The organism is Arthrobacter sp. ATA002 (genome assembly GCF_026898095.1).
In the GTDB taxonomy this organism is placed as follows: Bacteria; Actinomycetota; Actinomycetes; order Actinomycetales; family Micrococcaceae; genus Arthrobacter_B.
On the sequence record NZ_CP114015.1, the window covers coordinates 1,879,953 to 1,901,120 of the forward strand.

General features: G+C 65.3%; 14 protein-coding genes and 4 pseudogenes. 11 read left to right on the top strand and 7 right to left on the bottom strand.

Annotation, left to right across the window (positions count from 1 at the left end; all coding sequences use genetic code 11):
- Positions 1 to 27 precede the first annotated feature (27 nt).
- Positions 28 to 2,401: pseudogene (gene glsA, locus OL239_RS09295) on the bottom strand (glutaminase A).
- A gap of 323 nt (positions 2,402 to 2,724) precedes the next feature.
- Complete coding sequence (locus OL239_RS09300) at positions 2,725 to 4,110, bottom strand: glutamate decarboxylase (protein WP_268911576.1); 1,386 nt, start codon at positions 4,108 to 4,110, stop codon at positions 2,725 to 2,727.
- A 346-nt stretch (positions 4,111 to 4,456) separates the two neighbouring features.
- On the opposite strand from OL239_RS09300, the gene OL239_RS09305 reads away from it, so the two are divergent.
- The 5 genes from OL239_RS09305 (at position 4,457) to OL239_RS09325 (ending at position 9,635) form a co-directional block, all read left to right on the top strand.
- Positions 4,457 to 4,867: an Hsp20/alpha crystallin family protein gene (locus OL239_RS09305; RefSeq protein ID WP_268911577.1), complete on the top strand. Its 411-nt coding sequence runs from the start codon at positions 4,457 to 4,459 to the stop codon at positions 4,865 to 4,867.
- A gap of 67 nt (positions 4,868 to 4,934) precedes the next feature.
- Positions 4,935 to 7,004: an MFS transporter gene (locus tag OL239_RS09310; protein WP_268911578.1), complete on the top strand. Its 2,070-nt coding sequence runs from the start codon at positions 4,935 to 4,937 to the stop codon at positions 7,002 to 7,004.
- A gap of 262 nt (positions 7,005 to 7,266) precedes the next feature.
- Positions 7,267 to 8,511 carry an inorganic phosphate transporter gene (locus tag OL239_RS09315; protein ID WP_329609386.1) on the top strand — a complete coding sequence of 415 codons (1,245 nt, stop codon included), beginning with the start codon at positions 7,267 to 7,269 and terminating at the stop codon, positions 8,509 to 8,511.
- Positions 8,508 to 8,750 (top strand): hypothetical protein, encoded by a 243-nt coding sequence (locus OL239_RS09320; protein ID WP_329609387.1) that lies wholly within the window; start codon positions 8,508 to 8,510, stop codon positions 8,748 to 8,750. The genes OL239_RS09315 and OL239_RS09320 overlap by 4 nt, the downstream gene beginning before the upstream one ends.
- 60 nt (positions 8,751 to 8,810) lie before the next feature.
- Complete coding sequence (locus OL239_RS09325; protein WP_268911580.1) at positions 8,811 to 9,635, top strand: histidine phosphatase family protein; 825 nt, start codon at positions 8,811 to 8,813, stop codon at positions 9,633 to 9,635.
- A gap of 54 nt (positions 9,636 to 9,689) precedes the next feature.
- On the opposite strand, the gene OL239_RS09330 is transcribed toward OL239_RS09325, so the two are convergent.
- Positions 9,690 to 10,769, bottom strand: a complete 1,080-nt coding sequence (locus OL239_RS09330; RefSeq protein WP_268911581.1) for an alkene reductase — start codon at positions 10,767 to 10,769, stop codon at positions 9,690 to 9,692.
- A gap of 176 nt (positions 10,770 to 10,945) precedes the next feature.
- Between OL239_RS09330 and OL239_RS09335 the strand changes: the two genes are divergently transcribed.
- Genes OL239_RS09335 through OL239_RS09345 form a run of 3 tightly spaced genes read left to right on the top strand, consistent with a single transcriptional unit; the run spans position 10,946 to position 12,413 of the window.
- A complete protein-coding gene (locus tag OL239_RS09335; protein ID WP_268911582.1) occupies positions 10,946 to 11,083 on the top strand; it encodes a hypothetical protein in 138 nt (45 codons plus the stop codon).
- Positions 11,080 to 11,556: a dihydrofolate reductase family protein gene (locus OL239_RS09340; RefSeq protein WP_268911583.1), complete on the top strand. Its 477-nt coding sequence runs from the start codon at positions 11,080 to 11,082 to the stop codon at positions 11,554 to 11,556. The genes OL239_RS09335 and OL239_RS09340 overlap by 4 nt, the downstream gene beginning before the upstream one ends.
- Positions 11,557 to 11,591: 35 nt before the next feature.
- Positions 11,592 to 12,413 (top strand): phosphotransferase enzyme family protein, encoded by an 822-nt coding sequence (locus OL239_RS09345; RefSeq protein ID WP_268911584.1) that lies wholly within the window; start codon positions 11,592 to 11,594, stop codon positions 12,411 to 12,413.
- 53 nt (positions 12,414 to 12,466) lie between these two features.
- Here the strand turns inward: OL239_RS09345 and OL239_RS09350 are convergent, their stop codons facing one another.
- Complete coding sequence (locus OL239_RS09350; protein WP_268911585.1) at positions 12,467 to 12,955, bottom strand: PaaI family thioesterase; 489 nt, start codon at positions 12,953 to 12,955, stop codon at positions 12,467 to 12,469.
- Between the two features lie 169 nt (positions 12,956 to 13,124).
- Between OL239_RS09350 and polA the strand changes: the two are divergent.
- From polA to rpsA, 3 genes and pseudogenes are all read left to right on the top strand, one after another.
- Positions 13,125 to 15,757: pseudogene (polA, locus tag OL239_RS09355) on the top strand (DNA polymerase I).
- 64 nt (positions 15,758 to 15,821) lie between these two features.
- Positions 15,822 to 17,144 carry a GNAT family N-acetyltransferase gene (locus OL239_RS09360; protein WP_268911586.1) on the top strand — a complete coding sequence of 441 codons (1,323 nt, stop codon included), beginning with the start codon at positions 15,822 to 15,824 and terminating at the stop codon, positions 17,142 to 17,144.
- A 207-nt stretch (positions 17,145 to 17,351) separates the two neighbouring features.
- Positions 17,352 to 18,824: a 30S ribosomal protein S1 gene (gene rpsA / locus OL239_RS09365; protein WP_268911587.1), complete on the top strand. Its 1,473-nt coding sequence runs from the start codon at positions 17,352 to 17,354 to the stop codon at positions 18,822 to 18,824.
- Positions 18,825 to 18,974: 150 nt separating this feature from the next.
- Here the strand turns inward: rpsA and OL239_RS09370 are convergent, their stop codons facing one another.
- The 3 genes and pseudogenes from OL239_RS09370 to OL239_RS09375 all read right to left on the bottom strand — a co-directional run bounded on the left by OL239_RS09370 (position 18,975) and on the right by OL239_RS09375 (position 21,110).
- Positions 18,975 to 19,607, bottom strand: coding sequence for a Gfo/Idh/MocA family protein (locus tag OL239_RS09370; RefSeq protein WP_442864292.1), 633 nt, complete (start codon positions 19,605 to 19,607; stop codon positions 18,975 to 18,977).
- A 57-nt stretch (positions 19,608 to 19,664) separates the two neighbouring features.
- Positions 19,665 to 19,960, bottom strand: a pseudogene (locus OL239_RS19465) (Gfo/Idh/MocA family protein); the annotation flags it as partial.
- A gap of 132 nt (positions 19,961 to 20,092) precedes the next feature.
- Positions 20,093 to 21,110: pseudogene (locus tag OL239_RS09375) on the bottom strand (LacI family DNA-binding transcriptional regulator).
- Positions 21,111 to 21,168: the final 58 nt, after the last annotated feature.

The following is a 21,168-nucleotide window of genomic DNA, read 5'->3' on the forward strand; positions in this document are numbered from 1 at the left end:
GCCGAACCGCCGCGGACCCGGATTTTGTTACTGAGCGAAATCGGTTGAGTTGTAGATGTTCAGGTTCAGCGCCGCGGCCACCTGCGCCACGGCATTCTGCGCCCGGACACTGTTGCCCGCCGGATCCAGCGGAGGAGAAAAGGCGGCGATGGCCAGGGTCCCGGGCATGATGGCCAGGACCCCGCCGCCCACTCCGCTCTTGGCCGGCAGGCCCACCCGGTAGGCCCAGTCACCCGACGTGGTGTACATGCCTTCCATCGTCATCTCCGCGAGGATCGGCGGAACCAGCGACGCGTCGAACACCTGCTTCCCGGAGACCGGATTGCGCCCCGCGCGGCCACAGTGGCGCCCATGGTCGCCAGATCGATGGTGGTAACCAGAGTTGAACACTGCCGGGTATACACCTCGCAGGCCTCCATGGGATCCGAGTACATTGTTCCGCCGGAGTACAGCAGCCAGGCAATGGCACGGTTATGGAAGTTGGTGGACTGCTCGGAGTCATTCACGGCATCGCTGATGCGGATCTCCCGGCCGGCAAAAGCACTCTGCATGGCCAGAATTTTTTCCAGCGCTCATCCGGTGAATCGGCCGGAATGAGCGAGACTGTGGACATGGCGCCGGCGTTCACCAGCGGCGAGACGGGTTTGTCCCCGTGCAGGGCTACCGCAATGACCGAGTTGAACGGTTCGCCGGTCGGATCGGCACCCACCTTGTCGTGGAACCCGGGCAGGCCCACGCTTTGCATGGCCAGGGTCATGGAGAACACCTTGGAAATGGATTCCAGGGCAAACTCGAACCGGGCATCCCCGGCTTCGAACACCTCACCGTCAGCCGTGACTACGCAAACACCGAACAATGCCGGATCCACGGACGCAAGATACGGAATATAGCTGGCATTCGTGCCGCCGAAGTCATTGACGTGGTCAGCGTGGGCTGTTCGAACCGCCTGGGCGATAGTTGCTTTATCGGGCATCATAGCGCTGCGCTCCCGCCTACTGCGGGCCGCGGCCGCACAGTTCGTTGATCGGTATCGGCCGGTTGCGGTTTGGTGCCCGCTGCGGAGTCGCCCTCCGCGGGTGCTCCGGAGCCGGCTGCTCCGGAGGCCAGTGCCTGCTCGGTGAGGACCGCGGTCGGCACGGAGGACTGCGTCGGGACTCCCGGATGGCTGTGCTCCAGCTGCCAGGTAAAGGGCACGAAAGTACTTGCCGGGTCCCGCCAGTGCGGTTTGCGCACCGCGTAAATCACCAGGGGAAGGACGAAGAACACTGCAGCGCCGCCCACCAGGATGCCGACATAGAGTACGGGCGACCCGACGGCAATCTGCCCCGGCGGTATGAAGCTGAAGGCGAAGGCCATCAGTGAACCGAGGAATCCGACGCCGCCCACGATCCACATGCCCGCTTCCCCGCCGGGAACCCGGTACGGCCGGGGGCGGTTGGGCTGGGGAGTACCGCAGGTAGATGGCGCCGGCGAACATCAGCATGTACATGATCAGGTACAGGATCACGGTGAGCTGGCTCAGGATCTGGTAGGCAGCCTGCACCGACGGCAGCACGACGTACACCAGGCCCAGAGCCGTCACCACGAACGCCTGGAAGAACATGATGTGGGTGCCCATGCCGTGTTTGTTGGTGTGCTGCCAGAAGCGGGGCAGATACCCTGCCTTGGCGACCGCCAGCAAACCGGAGGACGGCCCGGCAACCCAGGTGACGACGCCGGCCAGGACACCGATCAGCAGCATCGCCGCAATGATGGGCCCGGCCCAGCCGATCCCGGCCCAGGCGAACATATCATTGTAGGAGGTCAGCAGCGACTGGGTGAGATTGATGTCGGCCTGCGGCACCACAAAGGCGATGGCGAGCGTCCCCAGGACAAAGATCACCACCGTGCCCAGCGCCGCAATCAGCACGGCAATCGGATAGTCGCGGGTGGGGTTCTTAACCTCCTTCACATGAATGGCGTTCATCTCCATGCCGGCATAGAACAGGAAAATGCTCGCCGCCAGCACCACATTCGAGAAGTTGGTGAAGTCGGGAATGACCTCGCCCCAGCCCATCTGGATCTGCGGGGTGTTTCCGGCAAAATAATAGGAAAAGCCCAGCACGATCAGGACGGCGGCGGGAATGATGGTGCCGATGATGCCGCCCCACTGGGCGACCTTGGAGAAGGCGCCCGCGCCCCGGAAGGCAATGAAGGTGGCCAGCCAGTAAACAACCAGCACCACCGCCAGGACAAAGGCTTTATTGCCGGAGAGCTGGGCGTCAAGGTTCTGGTTGGTCCCGGTGTATGCCAGCGACACCGCTCCGAAGGTGAGCACTGTGGGGAACCAGATGCTGACCTCGATAAAGAGCATGAACATGGCAACAAACGCCCAGCGCGGACCAAATGCTTCCCCACCCATCGGAAGACGCCGCCCTGCTCCGGCCAGCCGGTGGCGAGTTCAGCGGCGACCAGGGACACCGGAACGAGGAAGACAAGTGCCGCGAACACGTAGTAGAAAATGGAGCTGAGGCCGTATTCCGCCTCGGCCGGCAGGCCGCGGAGGCTTACCACGGCGACAATGTTCATGACGGCGAGGGCGCCGATGGTGATTTTGGCGGTCTGCCGTGCCTTGGCCTGCGCCTGATCCGGGGAACCGGGGGTGGACGAACCCGACGACGGCGAACCTGCCGAGGATGACCCGGTTGATGCAGTGGAATCACTCATCCCACTCACCTCCTAAAACTAGTGGTGGAAACCTGGATGTGCGGCCTCCTGCGGCATCGGCGATTCAAGCCGGTCGAGGTAATTGGTTTCCGTCCGGATGTCATTCAGAAGACTGTCGGCCAGGTCCATGCTGAGTCCGTTGCGCACCACGATCCGCTCGACGGTCAGGGCCTCAAGGTTGGCCGGCATCGGATACGCGGGCACCAGCCAGCCCTTGGTCCGCAGGCGCTCGGCCAAGTCGTACAGGCTCCACTTGTCGGTGTGGCCCTCCTTCAGCCGCCAGGCGAACACTGGAATGTCCGACCCGTCGTTCCACAGCTCGAAGGCCCCCATTTCGGTGATCCCCGAGGACAGGTACAGTGCAACGTCCTGGCACGCCTGCTGGATTTTCGTGTAACCGGCGCGTCCCAGCCGCAGGAACAAATAGAACTGCAGCACCACCTGGGCACCCGGGCGGGAAAAGTTCAGCGCGAAGGTGGGCATGTCGCCGCCGAGGTAACTGACGTAGAAGATCAGGTCTTCGGGCAGCCACCGGCGCTCGCGCCACACCACCCAGCCCAGGCCGGGGTAGACCAGGCCGTACTTGTGCCCGGAGGTGCTGATGGAGTGGACCCGGGGAATCTTGAAGTCCCACTCCAGGTCCGGCTGGATAAAGGGGGCGATCATGGCACCCGATGCCCCGTCCACGTGAATGGCAATATCAAGGCCGGTCGATGCCTGGATCTCGTCCAGTTTCGCGGCGATCTGCTTCACCGGCTCATACATCCCGGTGTAGGTCACGCCCATGATGGCAACCACGCCGATCGTGTTTTCGTCGACGTACTTTTCCAGCTCGAAGCCGTCCAGGCACTTGTGCTCCTCGCTGATCGGCACCATCCGGGCCTCCACATCGAAATAGTTGCAGAACTTCTCCCAGCAGACCTGGACGGCCGAGCTCATAACCAGGTTGGGTTTGTCGGTGGGCTTGCCGTCCGCGCGGCGCGAATGCTGCCACAGGCGCTTCAGGGCAAGGCCGCCCAGCATGCAGGCCTCGGACGAGCCGACGGTTGAGGTGCCGATGGTGCCGCCGGGGTCGGGGGAGTGCCACAGATCAGCAAGGATCTTCCAGCAGTTCTGCTCAATCTGGGCAGTCTGCGGATACTCGTCCTTGTCGATCATGTTCTTGTCGTACGTCTCCGCGTACAGCTTGTTGGCATGGTCGTCCATCCAGGTGCTGACGAAGGTGGCCAGGTTCAGACGGGCGTTTCCATCCAGCATGGTCTCGTCGTGGACAATTTGATACGCCGTCTCCGGCAGCATCTCGCCGTCTGCAAGCTTGGTCTTGGAAGCGACAGTATCCTCACCGGGACGGGCGAAGAGTGGATTGACGCTCAATGAGTCTTTATCGCGTTCCTGCGGCATCATCTGGACCTTTCAGTTGGGTGTGAACCGCACCGGATAAGGGTGTGAACTGCACCGGACCGGTGGGATCGTCGGTCATGAATCCCCATGAGGCTGCGCGCACCAAAAACTCTACGCGGGGCCAAAAACCGTCGCTAGGCTGCGGACCCGTGATGGCCCGGAGGGTCCTACATAGGTCCCGGTTCGGGTTCCGGGCCGCCGGATGGGGCGTGGACCGTTGAGGCAGGATGGGCGCGCGCGTACTGTGAAACGACCGCATACGTGAAACGGCTAAACACGTGAGACGGCTAAATACGTGAAGCGGCGAAAGACGCGAAACCACACAGGGCACATCTGCAGGAGGCACCCCATGGCGGGACTGGCGCGGCGTGATCGGTTCGAACTGCCCGAACCTGTACGCAAATTCTTTGAAGGTGACTGGGAGGTTCCGGCGTTTCCGGTCGAGGAGTACCGGGACGGCGCCACCATGGTGGTGAAGGCCGAGCTGCCCAACATCGATCCGGACAAGGATCTGGAAGTTTCCGTGAGCGACGGCATCCTGCACATCAAGGGCGAGCGCCGCGAGGGCAGCGAGCACAAGGACAAGAACGGCTACCGCAGCGAGTTCCGCTACGGATCCTTCACCCGCGACATTCCGCTGCCGGCCGGTTCAAGCCAGGACAACGTCACCGCGTCCTACAACGACGGCGTGCTCGAGGTCCGGGTTCCGGTGCCTGAGGTGGGGCCTTCGTCCACGAAGGTGCCCATTTCCAGGGGCTAGCCGCCGACACCGGGGATGACGGCCGCGGATTCCAACGCCGAGGAAAATGCTGCGGCAAGGAGGTTCCATGAGCGGCCATGCCCCCACTGCCCCCGGCAACGGAACCGGCGGTTCCGCCGCCGGGGCACAACCCCGCAAGTACCCCGACTGGGTCATCATCACCACCCTGGCCAGCGGCGGCGTCGTCGTCTCCCTGGAGAAAACGGCCGTCGTCGTCTCCCTGGAGAAAACGGCCGTGGTTCCGCTGCTGCCGGAGTATCCCGGGATCTTTGGGGTCACCAGCGATGACGTGTCATGGATGGTGACGGTTACGCTGCTGAGCGCAGCCGTGGCGACGCCGATCGTATCCCGGCTTGCCGACATGTTCGGCAAACGGCGCATGCTGCTGGTGGCGATGACCCTGATGGTGGTGGGGGCCTTTACCGCGTCGATTGGAGGCACCTTCCTGTGGGCGCTGGTGGGGCGTGCGCTGCAGGGTTTTGCCGGAGCGGTCATTCCGGTGGGCATCAGCATCCTGCGGGACACCCTGCCGCAGCGGAAGATCGCCGGTGCCGTTTCCCTGATGAGCGCCAGTTTTGGCATCGGAAGCGCCCTGGGCCTGCCCCTGGCGGGCCTGATCTATGACCGGCTGGGCTGGCGGGCGACCTTCTGGGTGGTCGGGATTATTGCCGCTGTGCTGATTGTCGCCGTCATCGTGTTCGTTCCCGAATCCAGGGTCCGCACGCCGGGACGCTTCGACTACGAAGGCGCCCTGGTCCTTTCGGCCGCCATGACCGCCCTCCTCCTGGCCATCAGCAAGGGCGGAGTATGGGGCTGGACCAGCGACCCAATCCTTGGTCTCTTTGCCGCCGCCGTCGTTCTCCTCGCCGTATGGTTTCCGCTGGAGCTGCGCAAGGGACAGCCCCTGGTGGACCTGCGAACCTCGGCGCGACGCCCGGTGCTCCTGACCAACGCCGCCACCGTCCTGGTGGGGTTTTCCATGTACGCGAACATGCTGGTCACCACCCAGCAGCTGCAGCTGTCCAAGGAATCCGGGTACGGCTTCGGCCTGAGCGTCGTGGTCGCCGGTCTAACCATGATCCCCGCCGGCCTGGCCATGGTTGCGGCGGCGCCGCTCTCGGCGCACATCACCAATTCCTTCGGCGCGAAGACCACCATGGTGGTGGGCTGCGCAGTGATGGCCGGCGGCTACTTCTCGCGGGTCCTGCTGGTCCACACGGTCACCGGCATCATCATCGGCGCCGTCATCGTGTCCATCGGCACCGCCATTGCCATGGCAGCGATGCCAACGCTCATTATGAGCAACGTTCCCCTCACCGACACCGCCGCTGCGAACGGCGTCAACACGCTGCTGCGCTCGGTGGGCACATCCACGTGCAGCGCTGCCGTGGCGAGCATCCTGGCCTCGATTACGGTCACGGTCGGGGGAGAGACGTTCCCCGGGGTGGACGCCTTCCGCGCGATATTCTCCCTGGCCTGTTTCGCTGCCCTGGCCGCGACCGGAATCTCCTTCCTTATTCCCCGTGCCCCGCGCCGGGAAGCCACCCACCCGGCGCTGCACGCCAAGCCCGGGGAGCGCCAGCCTTCCCCGGCAGACGCCAGGCACGAGATCATGGTCACCGGGACCATGCTGGCCGGAGACGGGGAAACACCCGTTCCGGGAGGCGTCATCACGGTGCTGGACCGCGCCGGCGAGCCGGTGGACTGGGACCGGGCCGACGACGCCGGGCACTACGCCGTCGTACTTCCCGGAGACGGCCGCTACGTGCTGGTCGCGACCCAGCACCAATGGCGTCCGGTGTCCGAGGCGCTCGCCTTTCCAGGGGTTCCTGCCAGCCACGACATCCGCTTCCGCGACCGGCTGACCCTGACCGGTCAGGTCACCCACAGCGGGCGTCCGGTGTCCGGCGCCGTAGTGATCCTTGTCCAGCCGGCGGGGGAGAACCACGGATCCGCGCGGTCGGACAGCCGTGGGTACTACGAACTGCCGCTGCCGCGTCCGGGAACCTACATCCTCACCGTCGTGGAGCCCGACGGCGCAACCACCCACACCCGGCGGGTCACCCTGCCGGCGCCCAACACGGTGATAGACGTGGAACTGGGCGGAGAACCGCCCACAACGGGTTTGCGGATCTAGGACCGGGGCAGTTCGAGATGAACCGCGCACTCCCGCCGTTGGTGCCTGCTTGGTCCAGCGCATAGGATCAACCTGGCGTGCATGGGGTGCGGTCCCCGGGGGTCCGCCGGGCCGGCGCCTTCACGTCCCGGGCCGCCGTTTCCTACACAACATTTCCAATAGACCCGAAGCTCACTGCGGTGCCACGGCCCTTGACGTCCGTGCGGGCTGCGGCGTGCCGACGGAACTCCTGTGTCTTTAAGTCCTTAAGTTAGGGTATGTGGTGGACCTCACCCTCATGGTGGCGCTGGTGATCGCGCTCGCATTATTCTTCGACTTCACCAACGGCTTTCACGACACAGCAAACGCAATGGCAACTCCCAGTGCCACCGGTGCGATCAAGCCGAAGAACGCCGTGGCCCTGGCTGCCGTGCTGAATCTCGTGGGCGCGTTCCTGTCCACCGAAGTAGCCAAGACCATTTCCGGTGGAATTATCCGCGAAGGGGAGGGCGGGATCCAGATCACGCCCGTCATGATTTTCGCCGGACTGCTCGGCGCGGTGATCTGGAACCTCATCACCTGGCTGCTTGGCCTGCCCAGCAGCTCCTCGCACGCCCTCTTCGGCGGCCTGATTGGTGCCGCCGTCGTAGGTGCCGGATATGGTGCCGTCGACTATTCGGTGCTCATGTCGAAAGTGATCCTGCCGGCGTTCATCGCCCCGGCAATCGCCCTCTCCGTGGCGTTCCTGGCCACCCGGCTGGCGTACTCCATTACCCGCCGGCACGGGCAGGAGGGCGACAAACTGCCCCGCAGGCGCGGCGGTTTCCGGTACGCGCAGATCTTCTCCTCCTCGCTGGTCGCCCTGGCGCACGGTACCAACGACGCACAGAAGACCATGGGTGTCATCACCCTGGTGCTGATTTCGGGCGGATTCCAGGCGGTTGGCACCGGCCCGGTGTTCTGGGTGGTCGCAGCCTGCGCCGTTGCCATTGCGGCGGGTACCTACGCAGGCGGCTGGCGCATCATCCGCACCATGGGCACCGGCCTGACCGACGTCAAGCCGGCTCAGGGATTCGCCGCGGAGACCAGCACCGCGGCAGCCATCCTGACGTCTACGCAACTTGGCATGGCGCTGTCCACTACGCAGGTTGCCTCGGGATCGGTCATCGGCTCCGGTCTGGGCCGCAAGGGCGCCGAAGTCCGCTGGGGCACGGCACGCCGGATCGCCGGAGGCTGGCTGCTGACCCTGCCCGCCGCCGCCGTCATGGGCGCTGCCGCAGCCTTCACCGCGAGCACCGGTCCGGTGGGCGTGACGATCGACGGCGTCCTGGGGCTGGCGATCATCCTGTTCATCTTCCTCTGGTCACGCCGCAACCGCGTGGGCCATGACAACGCGGTCAGCAACATCGACAACGCCGGTGCAGCCGTAAGGATCAACAAGCGCAAAGCCCGCTCCCGGGGCCGAGCCGCTGCCGGCCGCTCCGCCGCCACCACCACCACCACCAAGGCTAAGGAATCGTCCAAATGAGCATCGACTGGGTCGCCTACCTCATTGTTGCCGGCATCACGCTGCTGTCCACGCTCGTCGTCGTCGGGCTGTACTCCACCGGTGTCCGGCTGTCCGCTGCCGCCTCCGACCGTGATCCCGGGCAGGCGGCCGGAAACCGGCTTACGCTCGCCAAAGCCGGCGCCTATGCCTGCTTCACGGTTTGCGGCGCCGCGGTGCTGTTCGGTATTTATCTGATTGTTCCCGCGCTGCACGGCTAGGAACGCCCCCGCACCCATTGCCCACCCCTGCTGATTCACCGCACCCCAAGGAGACCCCCGATGGTCATGCCCCGGAACCTGTTTCTCATCCGTCACGGGCAGAGCGAAGCCAACATCATGCAGCGGGCGTCCACGGCCGGTGATCCCAGCATGTACAACGAAGAGACGATGACGGTTCCGGACCGTTCGTGGCGCCTCACCGAACTGGGGGTCCAGCAGGCCCGGGTGGCGGGAGCCTGGATCACGGGCCTCAACATGGAGTTCGACCGGGCCCTGGTCTCCACCTATACCCGGGCCCGCGAGACGGCCGCACACCTGGGACTCGATGTCCGGTGGGAGGAGAACCGGGTTATCCGGGAGCGTTCCTGGGGCGAAATCGGTTCCATGTCCAAGCAGGACTTCGCCCGGAAATACTCTCAAAACGCTGCCTACCGCGACAGCGATCCGCTGTACTGGGCTCCTCCCGCCGGTGAATCCATCGCCCAGGTGGCCGAGAACCGGGTCCGGAACATCCTGAGCACCCTGCACCGGGAAAACGCGCGGGACAACGTCCTCCTGGTGACACACGGCGAATTCATGTGGGCGACGCGCCTGGTCCTGGAACGCTGGAGCGACGAGGAGTTCCTGGAGCGGGACGGCGACAGGGAGCAAATGATCCACAACTGCACCGTCCTCCAGTACACCGGCACCGATCCGGCCAACCGGAACAATATCCGCGAAAAGCTCAGCTGGGTGCGCCGCTGCTGGCCCGTTCAGATCGACGGAGAGTGGACGATGTGCGTTGGCGAGTGGGAGGAATTCGACCGCGCGTACTTCACCGGCCGGGACCTCCTGGAAAAAGTGGAGTCCAACCGGCACTTCTTCCAGGACGTCTTCGGCAGCTAAGACTCAGTCACCTGCGCTGCCCCCGCCGGACGGGGCAGCGGCGGCGGTGTGCCGCTAGGAGGCTTCGGCGTAGGCCGGGTAATCCGTGTAACCGGCGGGGCCGTGGGAGTAGAAGGTGGACGGGTCCGGAATGTTCAGCGGGAGGTCCTCCTGCCAGCGGCGGACCAGGTCCGGATTTGCGATTACGGGACGGCCGACGACGACGCCGTCACCCAGGTCCTGGTCCATGAAGCGCAGGGCTTCCTCACGCGTGGTGAGGATGCCGAAACCGGAGTTCAGCAGCACCGGACCGCCGAAGGACTTCCGCAGCTCCTGCACGAGGATGTCGGACGGGTCCCGGTGCAGGATGCTGAGGAAGGCCGGCTTCAGCGGTGCAATTCCGGCCACCAGCGCGGTGTAGGTGGCCAGCACATCCGCGGGGTTGGTTTCCAGTACGCCCTGGATATTGTTCTCCGGTGAAATCCGCAGGCCGGTCCGGTCGGCGCCGATGGCATCAGCGACCGCGCGGTACACCTCAATGACGAAGCGTGCCCGGTTCTCCGGCGAGCCGCCGTACATGTCAGTGCGCAGATTGGAATCCGGGGAAAGGAATTCGTGCAGCAGGTAACCGTTGGCACTGTGCAGCTCAACGCCGTCGAACCCTGCCTCCATGGCCGCGCGTGACGCCGCGACAAACTCGGCCGTGATGGCGGGGATTTCGGCTGTGGTGAGGGCGTGCGGAACCGGGTAGGGCTGCTTGCCCTCATAGGTGTGGGTGAGGCCGTCGACCGCTATCGCGCTGGGAGCCACGACCCGGCGGCCTCCGTTGGTGCCGGGGGAGGTGACCCGCCCGGCATTCATCACCTGGGCCACAATCCGGCCGCCGGCGGCGTGCACGGCGTCGGTCACGTTCTTCCAGCCGGCGATCTGCTCATCGGTTGTCAGTCCCGGCTGCCAGGTGAACCCCTGCCCCTCGAGGGAGGTGTAGATCCCCTCGCTGATAATCAGCCCCATCGAGGCGCGCTGGGCGTAGTGCTCGGCCATGAGTTCGGTGGGGACGCCGCGGCGGCCGCTGCGGGTGCGGGTCAGCGGCGCCATAACCAGGCGGTTGGGCAATTCGAGACGGCCAAGCGTAAGCGGTGAGAAGAGGTTCAAGGAGAAAAAGTCTTTCTGCAGGGCGCAGCCGGCGCTTTTACTGCCGGCACCCGCGCATGTGAATAGGATGTCTAATTCGCCCAACCCAGATCCGGACTACAGTATTCCCTGGCGTGGGATACCTCACCGGCAGCGTATGCGGTGTTTTTGTCCGGTGCCGCGGCTAGCATGGCGGCATGGTCAGAACTGTCTATTACGTGGCGGCGTCGCTGGACGGGTTCCTGATCGACGCGCAAAACCATCCCGACGGCCTGGATCCGGGGAGCGAAATCCGGGGAAACAGAATCCGGGGGAGCAGCCGGGGAGATCCGTGACATCCCTGTTGGGCGACCACTATCTAAAGTTTCTGGACGGTGTTGGAGCCGTGGCGATGGGCGCCGGAACGTACCGGTCCTTCCTGGCTGCCACGGCGTCGTGGCCCTATGGAAGTATTCCGGTATGGATATTTACCCACCATGAATTTCCGGGCATTCCAGGCGCAGACATCGCCTTCATTCGCGGGGAAGTTGCGGAATTCCATCCGGATATCGTGTACGACGCCGGCGAAAAGGACGTCCTGCTGGCCGGTGGTGGGAATATCGCCAGTCAATTCATGGACGACGGACTGATCGATGAGCTGGTCTTCACCGTGGTGCCTGTCGCGCTGGGCAGCGGCCGGCCGATGCTCCCGGTGGGAGGCATCACAAAACCGGCGGTGTTGCTCGGCACCCGTTCCTTGGGGAATGGGCTTGTGCAGCTGCACTACGCGTTCGGGTCCGGAGAGCACGCCTTCGGTTCCGGGGAGTGAACGGGGGAGCAAGCCGGGGAGTAAAAGGGAGTGCAGTGAGCGAACACCATGAGCCGGCCGACGAGGTGCTGCTCGAGGGCGAGGGGTGGACCGAGGTCTATCGGGTGGGAGACACCGTTCGCCGGCCCGCACGTCCGCAAACCGCCACCGTGCATGCGTTCCTGGCGTACCTGAATCAGCGTGGCTTCACGGGTGCGCCCCGTCCGTTCGGGTACGACCCCAAGGGCCGGGAGGTCCTGAGCTATGTCGACGGCGTTGTGCCAAAGGAGCCGCTTCCGGGATGGGCCGCCGGGGAAAGGCAGCTCGCGGAGCTTGCCCGGCTGATTCGGCGGGCGCACGATGCCGCCGAGGGATGGGATCCCCCGCCCGGCGCTGTCTTCGGCAGCATCCCGGGACCCCCGCAGCAGGGAACCGAACCGCTGGTTGCCGAGCCCGAACTCGTGGCGCACCAGGATTACTGTCCGGGCAACGTCGTCTTCCGCGGCGGAATGCCGGCAGCCTTGATTGACTTCGACCTGGCGCGGCCCACCACCCGCGTGGCGGACGCCGTCAACGCGATGTATTGGTGGGCGCCGCTGTGCCACCCGCAGGACCGCGGACCAGCCCTCGCCGGCGCTGATGCCGCGCGCCGGGTGCGGATCTTCGCTGACGCCTACGGGATGGATGAGGTCCAGCGCAGCGGGATTGTCGACGCCGCACTCCGGCGCCAAAGAATATCAGCCGTCACCATGAGGGCTGCTGCGGAATCGGATCCCGTCTTTCGCCGGTGGTGGGACGAAGGGATGAAGGACAAGCTGTCCCGTGCGGAAAGCTGGTTGACCGCGCACGCCCCGGCGCTGCGCGAAGCGCTGCTGTAGGGCTGCTGTTCCTTAGCTGCTTCTCCTTAGGTGCTGTCCCTTAGCGGCTCTGCCTACCGGGAGTCGCGGATCATATTGGTCATCCGGGCGGTGCTCAGGCGGCGTCCCTGCTCGTCCGTCATGACGATTTCGTGGGTCACCAGCGTGTTCCCGCGGTGGATGGCCGTTGCCGTTCCGGTCACGGTTCCGGAGGAAATGGAGCGGTGATGGGTGGCGCCGATTTCGATGCCGAGGGCATGCCTGCCCGGACCGGCATGGAGCGCGGCGCCAAAGGAGCCCAGCGTCTCGGCCAGGACCAGGTGCGCCCCGCCGTGCAAAATTCCGGCCACCTGCTCGTTGCCCTCCACCGGCATGGTCGCCACCATCCGCTCGGCCGACATTTCCGTGAAGCGGATTCCGAGCTTCTCCACCAGCTGCCCGACGCCGTTGGTGCTCAGCCAACTGTGCATCTCCGGCGGCACGCCCGCCTCGTTTAACTGGTCGGTGAAGGCGTTGGGCGCCTCGGACGGGGCGCCGTTGCCCGGCGTGAAATTGTCGCTCATGCCAACTAGGCTTACATCTGTGAGTGAATCTACCAAACTGGCCGACAGCCAAGCTGAAACCCCTGCTGAAACGATAGTCGAAGGGGCCGCTGACCCCGCATCATCCGAGGCACTCGGGACCGTTACCGCGGGAGGGCACAACCGGCTGCTGGTTATCGACGGCCATTCCATGGCCTTCCGCGCCTTCTATGCCCTGCCGGCCGAGAACTTTTCCACGGACACCGGCCAGCACACCAACGCGGTCTACGGATTCACCTCCATGCTGATCAACCTCATCAAGGAAGAACAGCCCACCCACCTGGCAGTGGCGTTCGACCTGGACACCCCCACCTTCCGTTCCGAGGAGTACACGGAGTACAAGGGCGGACGCAACAAGACTCCCGAGGAATTCCACGGGCAGGTGGACCTCATCATCAAGGTGATGGAGGCCATGCGCATCCCCACCCTTTCCATGGACGGCTACGAGGCCGACGACATTCTGGCGACGCTGGCTGAAAAGGCCTCCGCCCGGAACTGGGACGTCATGGTCGTTTCGGGGGACCGGGACGCTTTCCAGCTCGTGGACGACCACGTCACCGTGTTCTATCCGAAAAAGGGCGTGTCGGACCTGCCGCGCATGGACGCCGCCGCAGTGGAGGCCAAATACCTGGTGCCCCCGGACAAGTACTCGGACCTTGCCGCCCTGGTCGGCGAATCCGCCGACAACCTCCCCGGCGTGCCCGGCGTCGGGCCCAAAACGGCGGCCAAGTGGATCAAGCAGTACGGCGGTCTTGAAGGCATCCTGGAGAACCTCGACAGCATCAAGGGCAAGGTGGGGGACTCCCTGCGGGCCAACATCGAGGACGTCAAGCGCAACCGACGCCTGAACCGTCTGCTGCGGGATCTGGACCTGCCGGTGGACCTGGATGCCATGTCCGCGCGCCGCCCCGACCGCGAGGCGGTCGAAGAGCTTTTCGACGCCCTGCAGTTCAACGCCCTGCGCAAGCGGCTCTTTGACATTTACGGCGAAGAGGAGACCGTCTCCACCGGCCACGGGCTCACCCTCCCGAACATGCGGTCATCACTGACGCAGCAGCGCTGAAGGACTGGATCGCCTCCACCAACCAGGACAAGACGGCTGTCCAGCTCGTCACCGAGGGCGCGGCGGCGGGGCGCGACGTCGTCGGGTTGGCCCTGGTCACGAACAGCGTGGCGGCCTATGTTCCGCTTCCCGAGCTCGACGCCGAAACGGAGCAGGTGCTCGCCGGCTGGCTGTCCGACCTGGACGCCCCGAAGGTGGTGCATGACTTCAAGGAGGCCTACAAGGCCCTGGCCGGACGCGGGCTGCACCTTGCCGGAGAGGTGGACGACACCGCCATTTCCGGGTACCTGATCCAGCCGGACCGGCGCAGCTACGACCTTGCGGACCTGAGCCAGCACCACCTGCGGATGTCGCTGGCCCCGGCGGCTGCCGGCAGCAACCAGCTGCAGCTGCAGCTTGAGGAAGAAGATGTTGCCTCGCCGGCCGTCATGGAGGCCTTCGCCGCACTCCAGCTCAGCGACCATTTCGCCGGACAGCTGGTCGAGCGAGGAGCGAACCAGCTCCTTGGCGGGCTCGAGCTGCCGCTCTCGGAGATCCTGGCCGAAATGGAACTGGCCGGCATCGCCGTGGACACCGAAAAGCTGGACCGGCTCCTGGACGACTTCAGCGCCACGATCGCTCAGGCCAGCAGCGAAGCCTTCGCCATTATCGGCAAGGAGATTAACCTCGGCTCACCGAAGCAGCTGCAGGTGGTTCTCTTTGACGAGCTGGGCCTGCCCAAGACCAAGAAGATCAAGACCGGTTACTCCACCGACGCCGACGCCCTTGCGGACCTCATGGTCAAAACGGGCGGGCACCCGTTCCTCGTCAACCTCATGGCCTACCGAGACGCTACCAAGCTGCGCCAAACGGTGGAAGGGCTGCGCAAAGCAGTGTCCGACGACGGCCGCGTGCACACCACGTACGTCCAGACCGCTGCGGCCACCGGACGGCTGTCCTCCACGAACCCGAACCTGCAGAACATTCCGATCCGGTCCGAGGAGGGCCGGCGCATCCGCGAAGTGTTCACCGTGGGCCCGGGATACGAAATGCTGCTGACGGCCGACTACTCCCAGGTGGAAATGCGGATCATGGCCCACCTCTCCGGGGACGAGGGCCTGATCTCCGCGTTCCGCGAAGGCGAAGACCTGCACCGGTTCGTCGGCGCGCATATTTTTGGCGTGCCGCCGGAGGAAGTCACCAGTGCCATGCGCTCCAAGGTCAAGGCCATGTCCTACGGACTGGTCTACGGCCTCAGTTCCTTTGGGCTGTCGAAGCAGCTCGCCATTCCGGTGGACGAGGCACGCACCCTGATGCGCGACTACTTCGACCGCTTCGGCGCGGTGCGGGACTACCTGCGCGGCGTCGTCGAGCAGGCGCGGAAGGATGGCTTCACCTCCACCATCGAGGGCCGCCGCCGGTACCTGCCGGACCTGTCCAGCGACAACCGGCAGCTGCGCGAAATGGCCGAACGCGCCGCCCTGAACGCCCCCATCCAGGGCTCCGCCGCGGACATCATCAAGAAGGCCATGATCGGCGTTGACGCGGAACTGAAGGCGCAGGGCCTGAAATCCCGGATGCTGCTGCAGGTCCATGATGAACTGGTGCTCGAAGTTGCCCCCGGGGAACGGGATGCAGTGGAGAAGCTGGTCCGCGAACAGATGGGCGCGGCCGCGGACCTGTCCGTTCCGCTGGACGTCTCCGTGGGCATCGGAGTTAGCTGGCACGAAGCCGGGCACTAGTCCCCGACCGCATCCTCAGGGCGGCCGGACCGGATCATCAGGACGACGCGAAAGCAGGGGGATCATGCAAACGGACACGGGGCTGCGGCTGGAATCCTTCGCGCCGGGGTACGACGGCGCAGATCCCCCTGCCGCTGATGCCGCGACCGCCAACTGGCTTGAGGCGGTGCGGCTCGGATTCCATGAGCCGCGGGCCGATCCGGAACGGCTGCCCGCCATGGTGGACGCATACCGGCGGGACGGCCGCGTCCTGACCGGTGTGTACGACGACGAGTCGCCGGACGGCGCCTGGGACGCAGCCATTCCCGTTGCCACCTACGCCACCATGGTCAACACCCTGAACGTCGGCGGCGGACAGCTGCTGCCCGCCCACCTGGTGACCTGCGTGACGGTGCGCGCCACCCACCGGCGCCGCGGCATCCTGCGCCGGATGATCACCGCGGATCTGGCTGCTGCCCAAGAATCAGGCCTGGCGGTGGCGGCGCTGACGGCGTCGGAAGCCACCATTTACGGCCGCTTCGGCTTTGGTGCTGCCACCTCCACCGCGGCGGTGGCTGTTGACACCCGGAACGGCCTCGGTTTTCGGGCTCCTGCCGCGGGTATGGCGGTGATCGCCGACAGCGCCCGGCTCCTGGAGCTGGCGCCGGAGATTTTCCGCGCCCACCACAGCCGGACGGCGGGGGCACTGGGCCGCCAGCACGCCTACGCCCTGCGTGCCTCGGGAGCGTGGAGCGAACACACCAGCGAACCCGACAAGGAACTGCGGGCCGTCCTCCATTACGACGCCGCCGGAAACCCCGACGGCTACGCCACCTACAAGTTCACGGGCTGGGATACGGAACCGCAAACCCTAAAAATCACTGATCTCATCGCCGCCACCGGGGAGGCCTACCGGGAGCTGTGGCGTTTCCTGGGCTCCATTGACCTCGTGGACCGGCTGACCTATGACGCGGCGCCCCTGGCGGACCCGCTGCCGTGGATGCTCGCCGACCGCCGCCGGTACGGGGTTACCGGCGTCGAAGATGTGCTGTGGCTGCGGATCCTGGACACCCGCGCGGCGCTGGAAGCCCGGCACTACACGGGCAGCGGCGCCGTCGTCCTCACGGTGGCCGATCCGCTGGGCCTGGCCGCCGGGACCTGGCACCTCGCCGCGGAAGGTGGACGTGGAACCGCCACGGAGCTGCCCGGCGGCACGTCGCCGGCCGGCCTTCCCGGCGTTCCCGCTGCGGAGATCGACGCCGATGCCCTGGGATCGCTGTATCTGGGCGGCGTCAGCGCCGCCACGCTGGCCGCAGCCGGCGGAATACGAGGCGGTGCGGCCGCGTTGGACGCTATCGATGCGCTCTTTACCGCGGGGAAGGCCCCCTACTGCAACACCCATTTCTGATTACCCGGGCAAAGTGTTCCGGGTGCTTTGACCTGAGTTGCAGGCTGCGGCTAGACTGATCTGGCGCGTAATTGCGCAGTAAGTTACCAATTCTGTCCATCTCCGGACAAACAAGCACTGTCTTGAGGCAGGCCCGAACGGCTGCTCTGAGTTCGGTGGGAGCGCATCCGGAATACAAAACAACTTCCACATCGGAGTCCCAACTACATGACCATCACCACCACCGAGAAGTCCGGTACCCCGCAGGTCGCCATCAACGACATCGGTACTGCCGAGGACTTCCTCGCCGCCATTGACGCCACGATCAAGTACTTCAACGACGGCGATCTTGTCGAAGGTACCGTCGTCAAGGTTGACCGCGACGAGGTCCTGCTCGACATCGGTTACAAGACCGAGGGTGTCATCCCTTCCCGTGAGCTTTCCATCAAGCACGACGTTGACCCCGGAGACGTAGTTTCCGTTGGTGACCTCGTCGAAGCTTTGGTCCTCACCAAGGAAGACAAAGAAGGCCGCCTGATCCTCTCCAAGAAGCGCGCGCAGTACGAGCGTGCCTGGGGCGACATCGAGAAGGTCAAGGAAGAAGACGGCGTCGTTACCGGTACCGTCATCGAGGTTGTCAAGGGTGGCCTCATCCTGGACATCGGCCTGCGCGGCTTCCTGCCGGCCTCCCTCGTCGAGATGCGTCGTGTCCGCGACCTGGCTCCGTACATCGGCCAGCAGATCGAAGCCAAGATCATCGAGCTGGACAAGAACCGCAACAACGTTGTTCTGTCCCGCCGTGCATGGCTCGAGCAGACGCAGTCCGAGGTTCGCTCCACGTTCCTCAACAAGCTGGAAAAGGGTCAGGTTCGTCCGGGCGTTGTTTCCTCCATCGTCAACTTCGGTGCCTTCGTGGACCTGGGCGGCGTCGACGGTCTCGTCCACGTTTCCGAGCTGTCCTGGAAGCACATCGACCACCCCTCCGAGGTCGTTGAAGTTGGCCAGGAAGTCACCGTCGAGGTTCTGGAAGTTGACCTCGACCGCGAGCGTGTCTCCCTGTCCCTGAAGGCTACGCAGGAAGATCCGTGGCAGACCTTCGCCCGCACCCACGCCCTGGGCCAGGTTGTGCCGGGTAAGGTCACCAAGCTGGTTCCGTTCGGTGCGTTCGTCCGCGTCGAAGACGGCATCGAAGGCCTGGTCCACATCTCCGAGCTGGCAGTCCGCCACGTGGAGCTGGCCGAGCAGGTTGTCTCCGTTGGCGACGAGCTGTTCGTCAAGGTCATCGACATCGACCTCGAGCGCCGCCGCATCTCCCTGTCGCTGAAGCAGGCCAACGAGGGCGTCGACCCCGAAGGCACCGAGTTCGATCCGGCTCTGTACGGCATGGCCGCAGAGTACGACGAAGCCGGCAACTACAAGTACCCGGAGGGCTTCGACCCCGAGTCCAACGAATGGCTCGAAGGCTACGAGACCCAGCGTGCCGCTTGGGAGCAGCAGTACGCTGACGCCCAGGCCCGCTGGGAAGCCCACAAGAAGCAGGTTGCACAGCATGCTTCCGAGGACATCGCAGCTGCTTCGGAGACCTCCGAGTCCGGCTCCACGAGCTACTCCTCCGAGCCTGCTGTTGCCGAGACGGGTGCCGGCACGCTGGCTTCCGACGAAGCACTTGCCGCTCTGCGCGAGAAGCTCACGGGCAACTAATTTCCCGGTGCGCTAAAGAGACCGGTTCAAGCAGCCGGTTGATATAGCTCCAAAAAGCGGGCCCCCACTTCGGTGGGGCCCGCTTTCGTTCTGGTGCCGGTGGTGTTGTGCGTGCTGTTGCGCCGCTGGTGTCACACCGGGGTGTGGCCCTTAGACCCGCGCGTCGTTGGCGTAGCGCAGGCCGAGCTGGTCCCTCACGCCGTCGAGCAGTTCCATGGTCCGCAGCGTATCCGCCAGGGGCATGGTCGGGCTCTCCGTAAGTCCCTGCTGGATGCAGCGGGTCACCTCGCGCAGCTGGTACGTGTAGCCGGCGCCGGCAGGATCAGAGGTTTCGACGCGCGCTCCGTCCGGGGCGTGGACGTGGAGCTCGCGGGGGTTCGGGATTTGGCCGCCTCCGGTCCGCATCCAGCCGCGGCTGCAGGCGATCGTAGCGCTTCCCGGGCCCGAGGCGGAGATGGAGGACGTGAGCTGGGCGTGCCGGCCGCCGTCGTACCGCAGGGTCAGCGCGTTCTGGATGTCCACGCCGCTGTCGTTCAGCTCTCCGGAGGCGGTGACGCTGTCGGGGAAGCCAAGGGCGCCGAACGCCCAGGTCAGGGTGTAAACGGACAGGTCGAGCAGCGCGCCGCCGCCGGCGGCCGGGTCCCACATCCGGCTGGTTGGATCCACCGGGGCGGCGAAGCCGAGATCGGCCTGCACCCAGGCCGGAGTGCCCAGCTCGCCGGAGGCCAGGATGTCCCACGCCCGGTTCGCGCTTGGCAGGAACCGGGTCCACACGGCTTCCATCAGGAAAAGGTTCCGGCCCCGCGCCAGCCCGGCCAGCTCCGCCGCCTCCGCCGCATTCACGGTGAAGGGTTTTTCACACAGCACGTGCTTGCCGTGCTCCAGGGCGCTTTGGCGACTTCGTAGTGCTGGGCATGCGGGGTGGCAACATAGACGACGTCGACGGCCGGGTCCGCGAACATCGCTTCATACCCCGTGGCAGCCGCTGAATCGGAATACGGGACGGTGAATCCGAAGCGTTCGGCGAAGTCCGCGGCCTTGGCTGCTTTCCGTGAACTGACCGCGTACAGGACGGCATCCTCCAGCAGGGCTATGTCGGCGGTGACCGTGCCGGCAATTCCACCGGTGGCCACCACGCCCCAGTTCAGCGGGCGCCCGGTGGCGGCCAGGGGGAGGGTGCGCCGTCTTCGGCGCAGGGCGGACGGACAAAATGGCGTTGCTCGGTAGTGAGGGTCATGCGGTGTTCAGCTCCTAGGGGTATTCGGGGATCAAGCGGATTCACGGACCACGAGGGAGGTGGGCAGCCGGTGGATGCGTTCAACGGCACGACCCTCGATCAGCTCCACCAGCAACTCGGCCATTTTTTCACCCAGCGCCGCAATCGGATGGTGGATGGTGGTCAGCGCCGGGCTGATGCTGGTGGCGTAGTAGTCGTCGTCGAAGCCGACGACGGCGATGTCCTCCGGGATGCGCAGCCCGTGTTCCTTGATCACCGAGTAGGCGCCGGCGGCCATCTGGTCGTTTGCCGCGAAGAGGCCGTCCAGCGGCTTGCCGCGGCCCAGCAGCCGGCGCATGGCCGCGGCGCCCGACGCCACCGTGAAGTCACCCGTTTCCACCAGTGCGTCATCGAGGCCGGCCGCCAGCAGGAGGAGCGCCAGCCGGCCAGCCGGTCCACGCCGGGCGGCATGTCCTGCGGGCCGGCGATGGTGGCGATGTGGCGTCGGCCGTCCGCTATCAACCTGGTGGTGGCGTCAACGGCGCCCTCTTCGTTGTCCACCTCCACGAAGTAGCTGTCGGACACCCCCATCAGGGGACGGCCGGCAAAAACAAGCGGAAGGAGCCGTTCAGGTGTGCCCAGGAATGGTCTCCGCTGTGGTGGGACACCACGAGGACGCCGTCCACGTTCCCGCCGAGCAGGTACCGCCGGGTTTTTTCCGGGTTCGCTTCCGACGACGTGACCATGTTCAGCATGTAATCGGTGGTATTCAGGTAGCGGGCCACGCCCTCCACCACGGTGGCGAAGAAGGGATCAGCGAAAACCTTGGACGTGGATTCCGGCACGAGCAGCGTCACGGTGTAGGTCCGCCGGCTGGCCAGGGTCCGCGCCGCCCGGTTGGGCACATAATTCAGTGTCCGTACTGCCTGTTCCACGGACTGCGCCAGATGCGGGTCGACGGACGGAGCACCGTTGACCACCCGCGAAACGGTTGCCCGGGACACCCCGGCCAGGGCCGCCACCATTTCGAGCGTGGGGGCGGGCCTGGCAGAGCCGGAATCGGTGCTCACTGTGTTCTCCCTGCACTGTTGTTCCGAAGGGGCGGCTGGGTTTCCACTGTACCGGCGG

What these genes read in the sequence shown, in the direction of transcription:
- OL239_RS09325 (WP_268911580.1), top strand. Translation starts at nt 8,811, where the DNA reads ATGGTCATGCCCCGGAACCTGTTTCTCATCCGTCACGGGCAGAGCGAA.
- rpsA (WP_268911587.1), top strand. Translation starts at nt 17,352, where the DNA reads ATGACCATCACCACCACCGAGAAGTCCGGTACCCCGCAGGTCGCCATC.
- OL239_RS09350 (WP_268911585.1), bottom strand. Translation starts at nt 12,955, where the DNA reads ATGAGCGACAATTTCACGCCGGGCAACGGCGCCCCGTCCGAGGCGCCC.
- OL239_RS09310 (WP_268911578.1), top strand. Translation starts at nt 4,935, where the DNA reads ATGAGCGGCCATGCCCCCACTGCCCCCGGCAACGGAACCGGCGGTTCC.
- OL239_RS09335 (WP_268911582.1), top strand. Translation starts at nt 10,946, where the DNA reads ATGGTCAGAACTGTCTATTACGTGGCGGCGTCGCTGGACGGGTTCCTG.
- OL239_RS09360 (WP_268911586.1), top strand. Translation starts at nt 15,822, where the DNA reads ATGCAAACGGACACGGGGCTGCGGCTGGAATCCTTCGCGCCGGGGTAC.
- OL239_RS09320 (WP_329609387.1), top strand. Translation starts at nt 8,508, where the DNA reads ATGAGCATCGACTGGGTCGCCTACCTCATTGTTGCCGGCATCACGCTG.
- OL239_RS09300 (WP_268911576.1), bottom strand. Translation starts at nt 4,110, where the DNA reads ATGATGCCGCAGGAACGCGATAAAGACTCATTGAGCGTCAATCCACTC.
- OL239_RS09370 (WP_442864292.1), bottom strand. Translation starts at nt 19,607, where the DNA reads ATGGAAGCCGTGTGGACCCGGTTCCTGCCAAGCGCGAACCGGGCGTGG.
- OL239_RS09305 (WP_268911577.1), top strand. Translation starts at nt 4,457, where the DNA reads ATGGCGGGACTGGCGCGGCGTGATCGGTTCGAACTGCCCGAACCTGTA.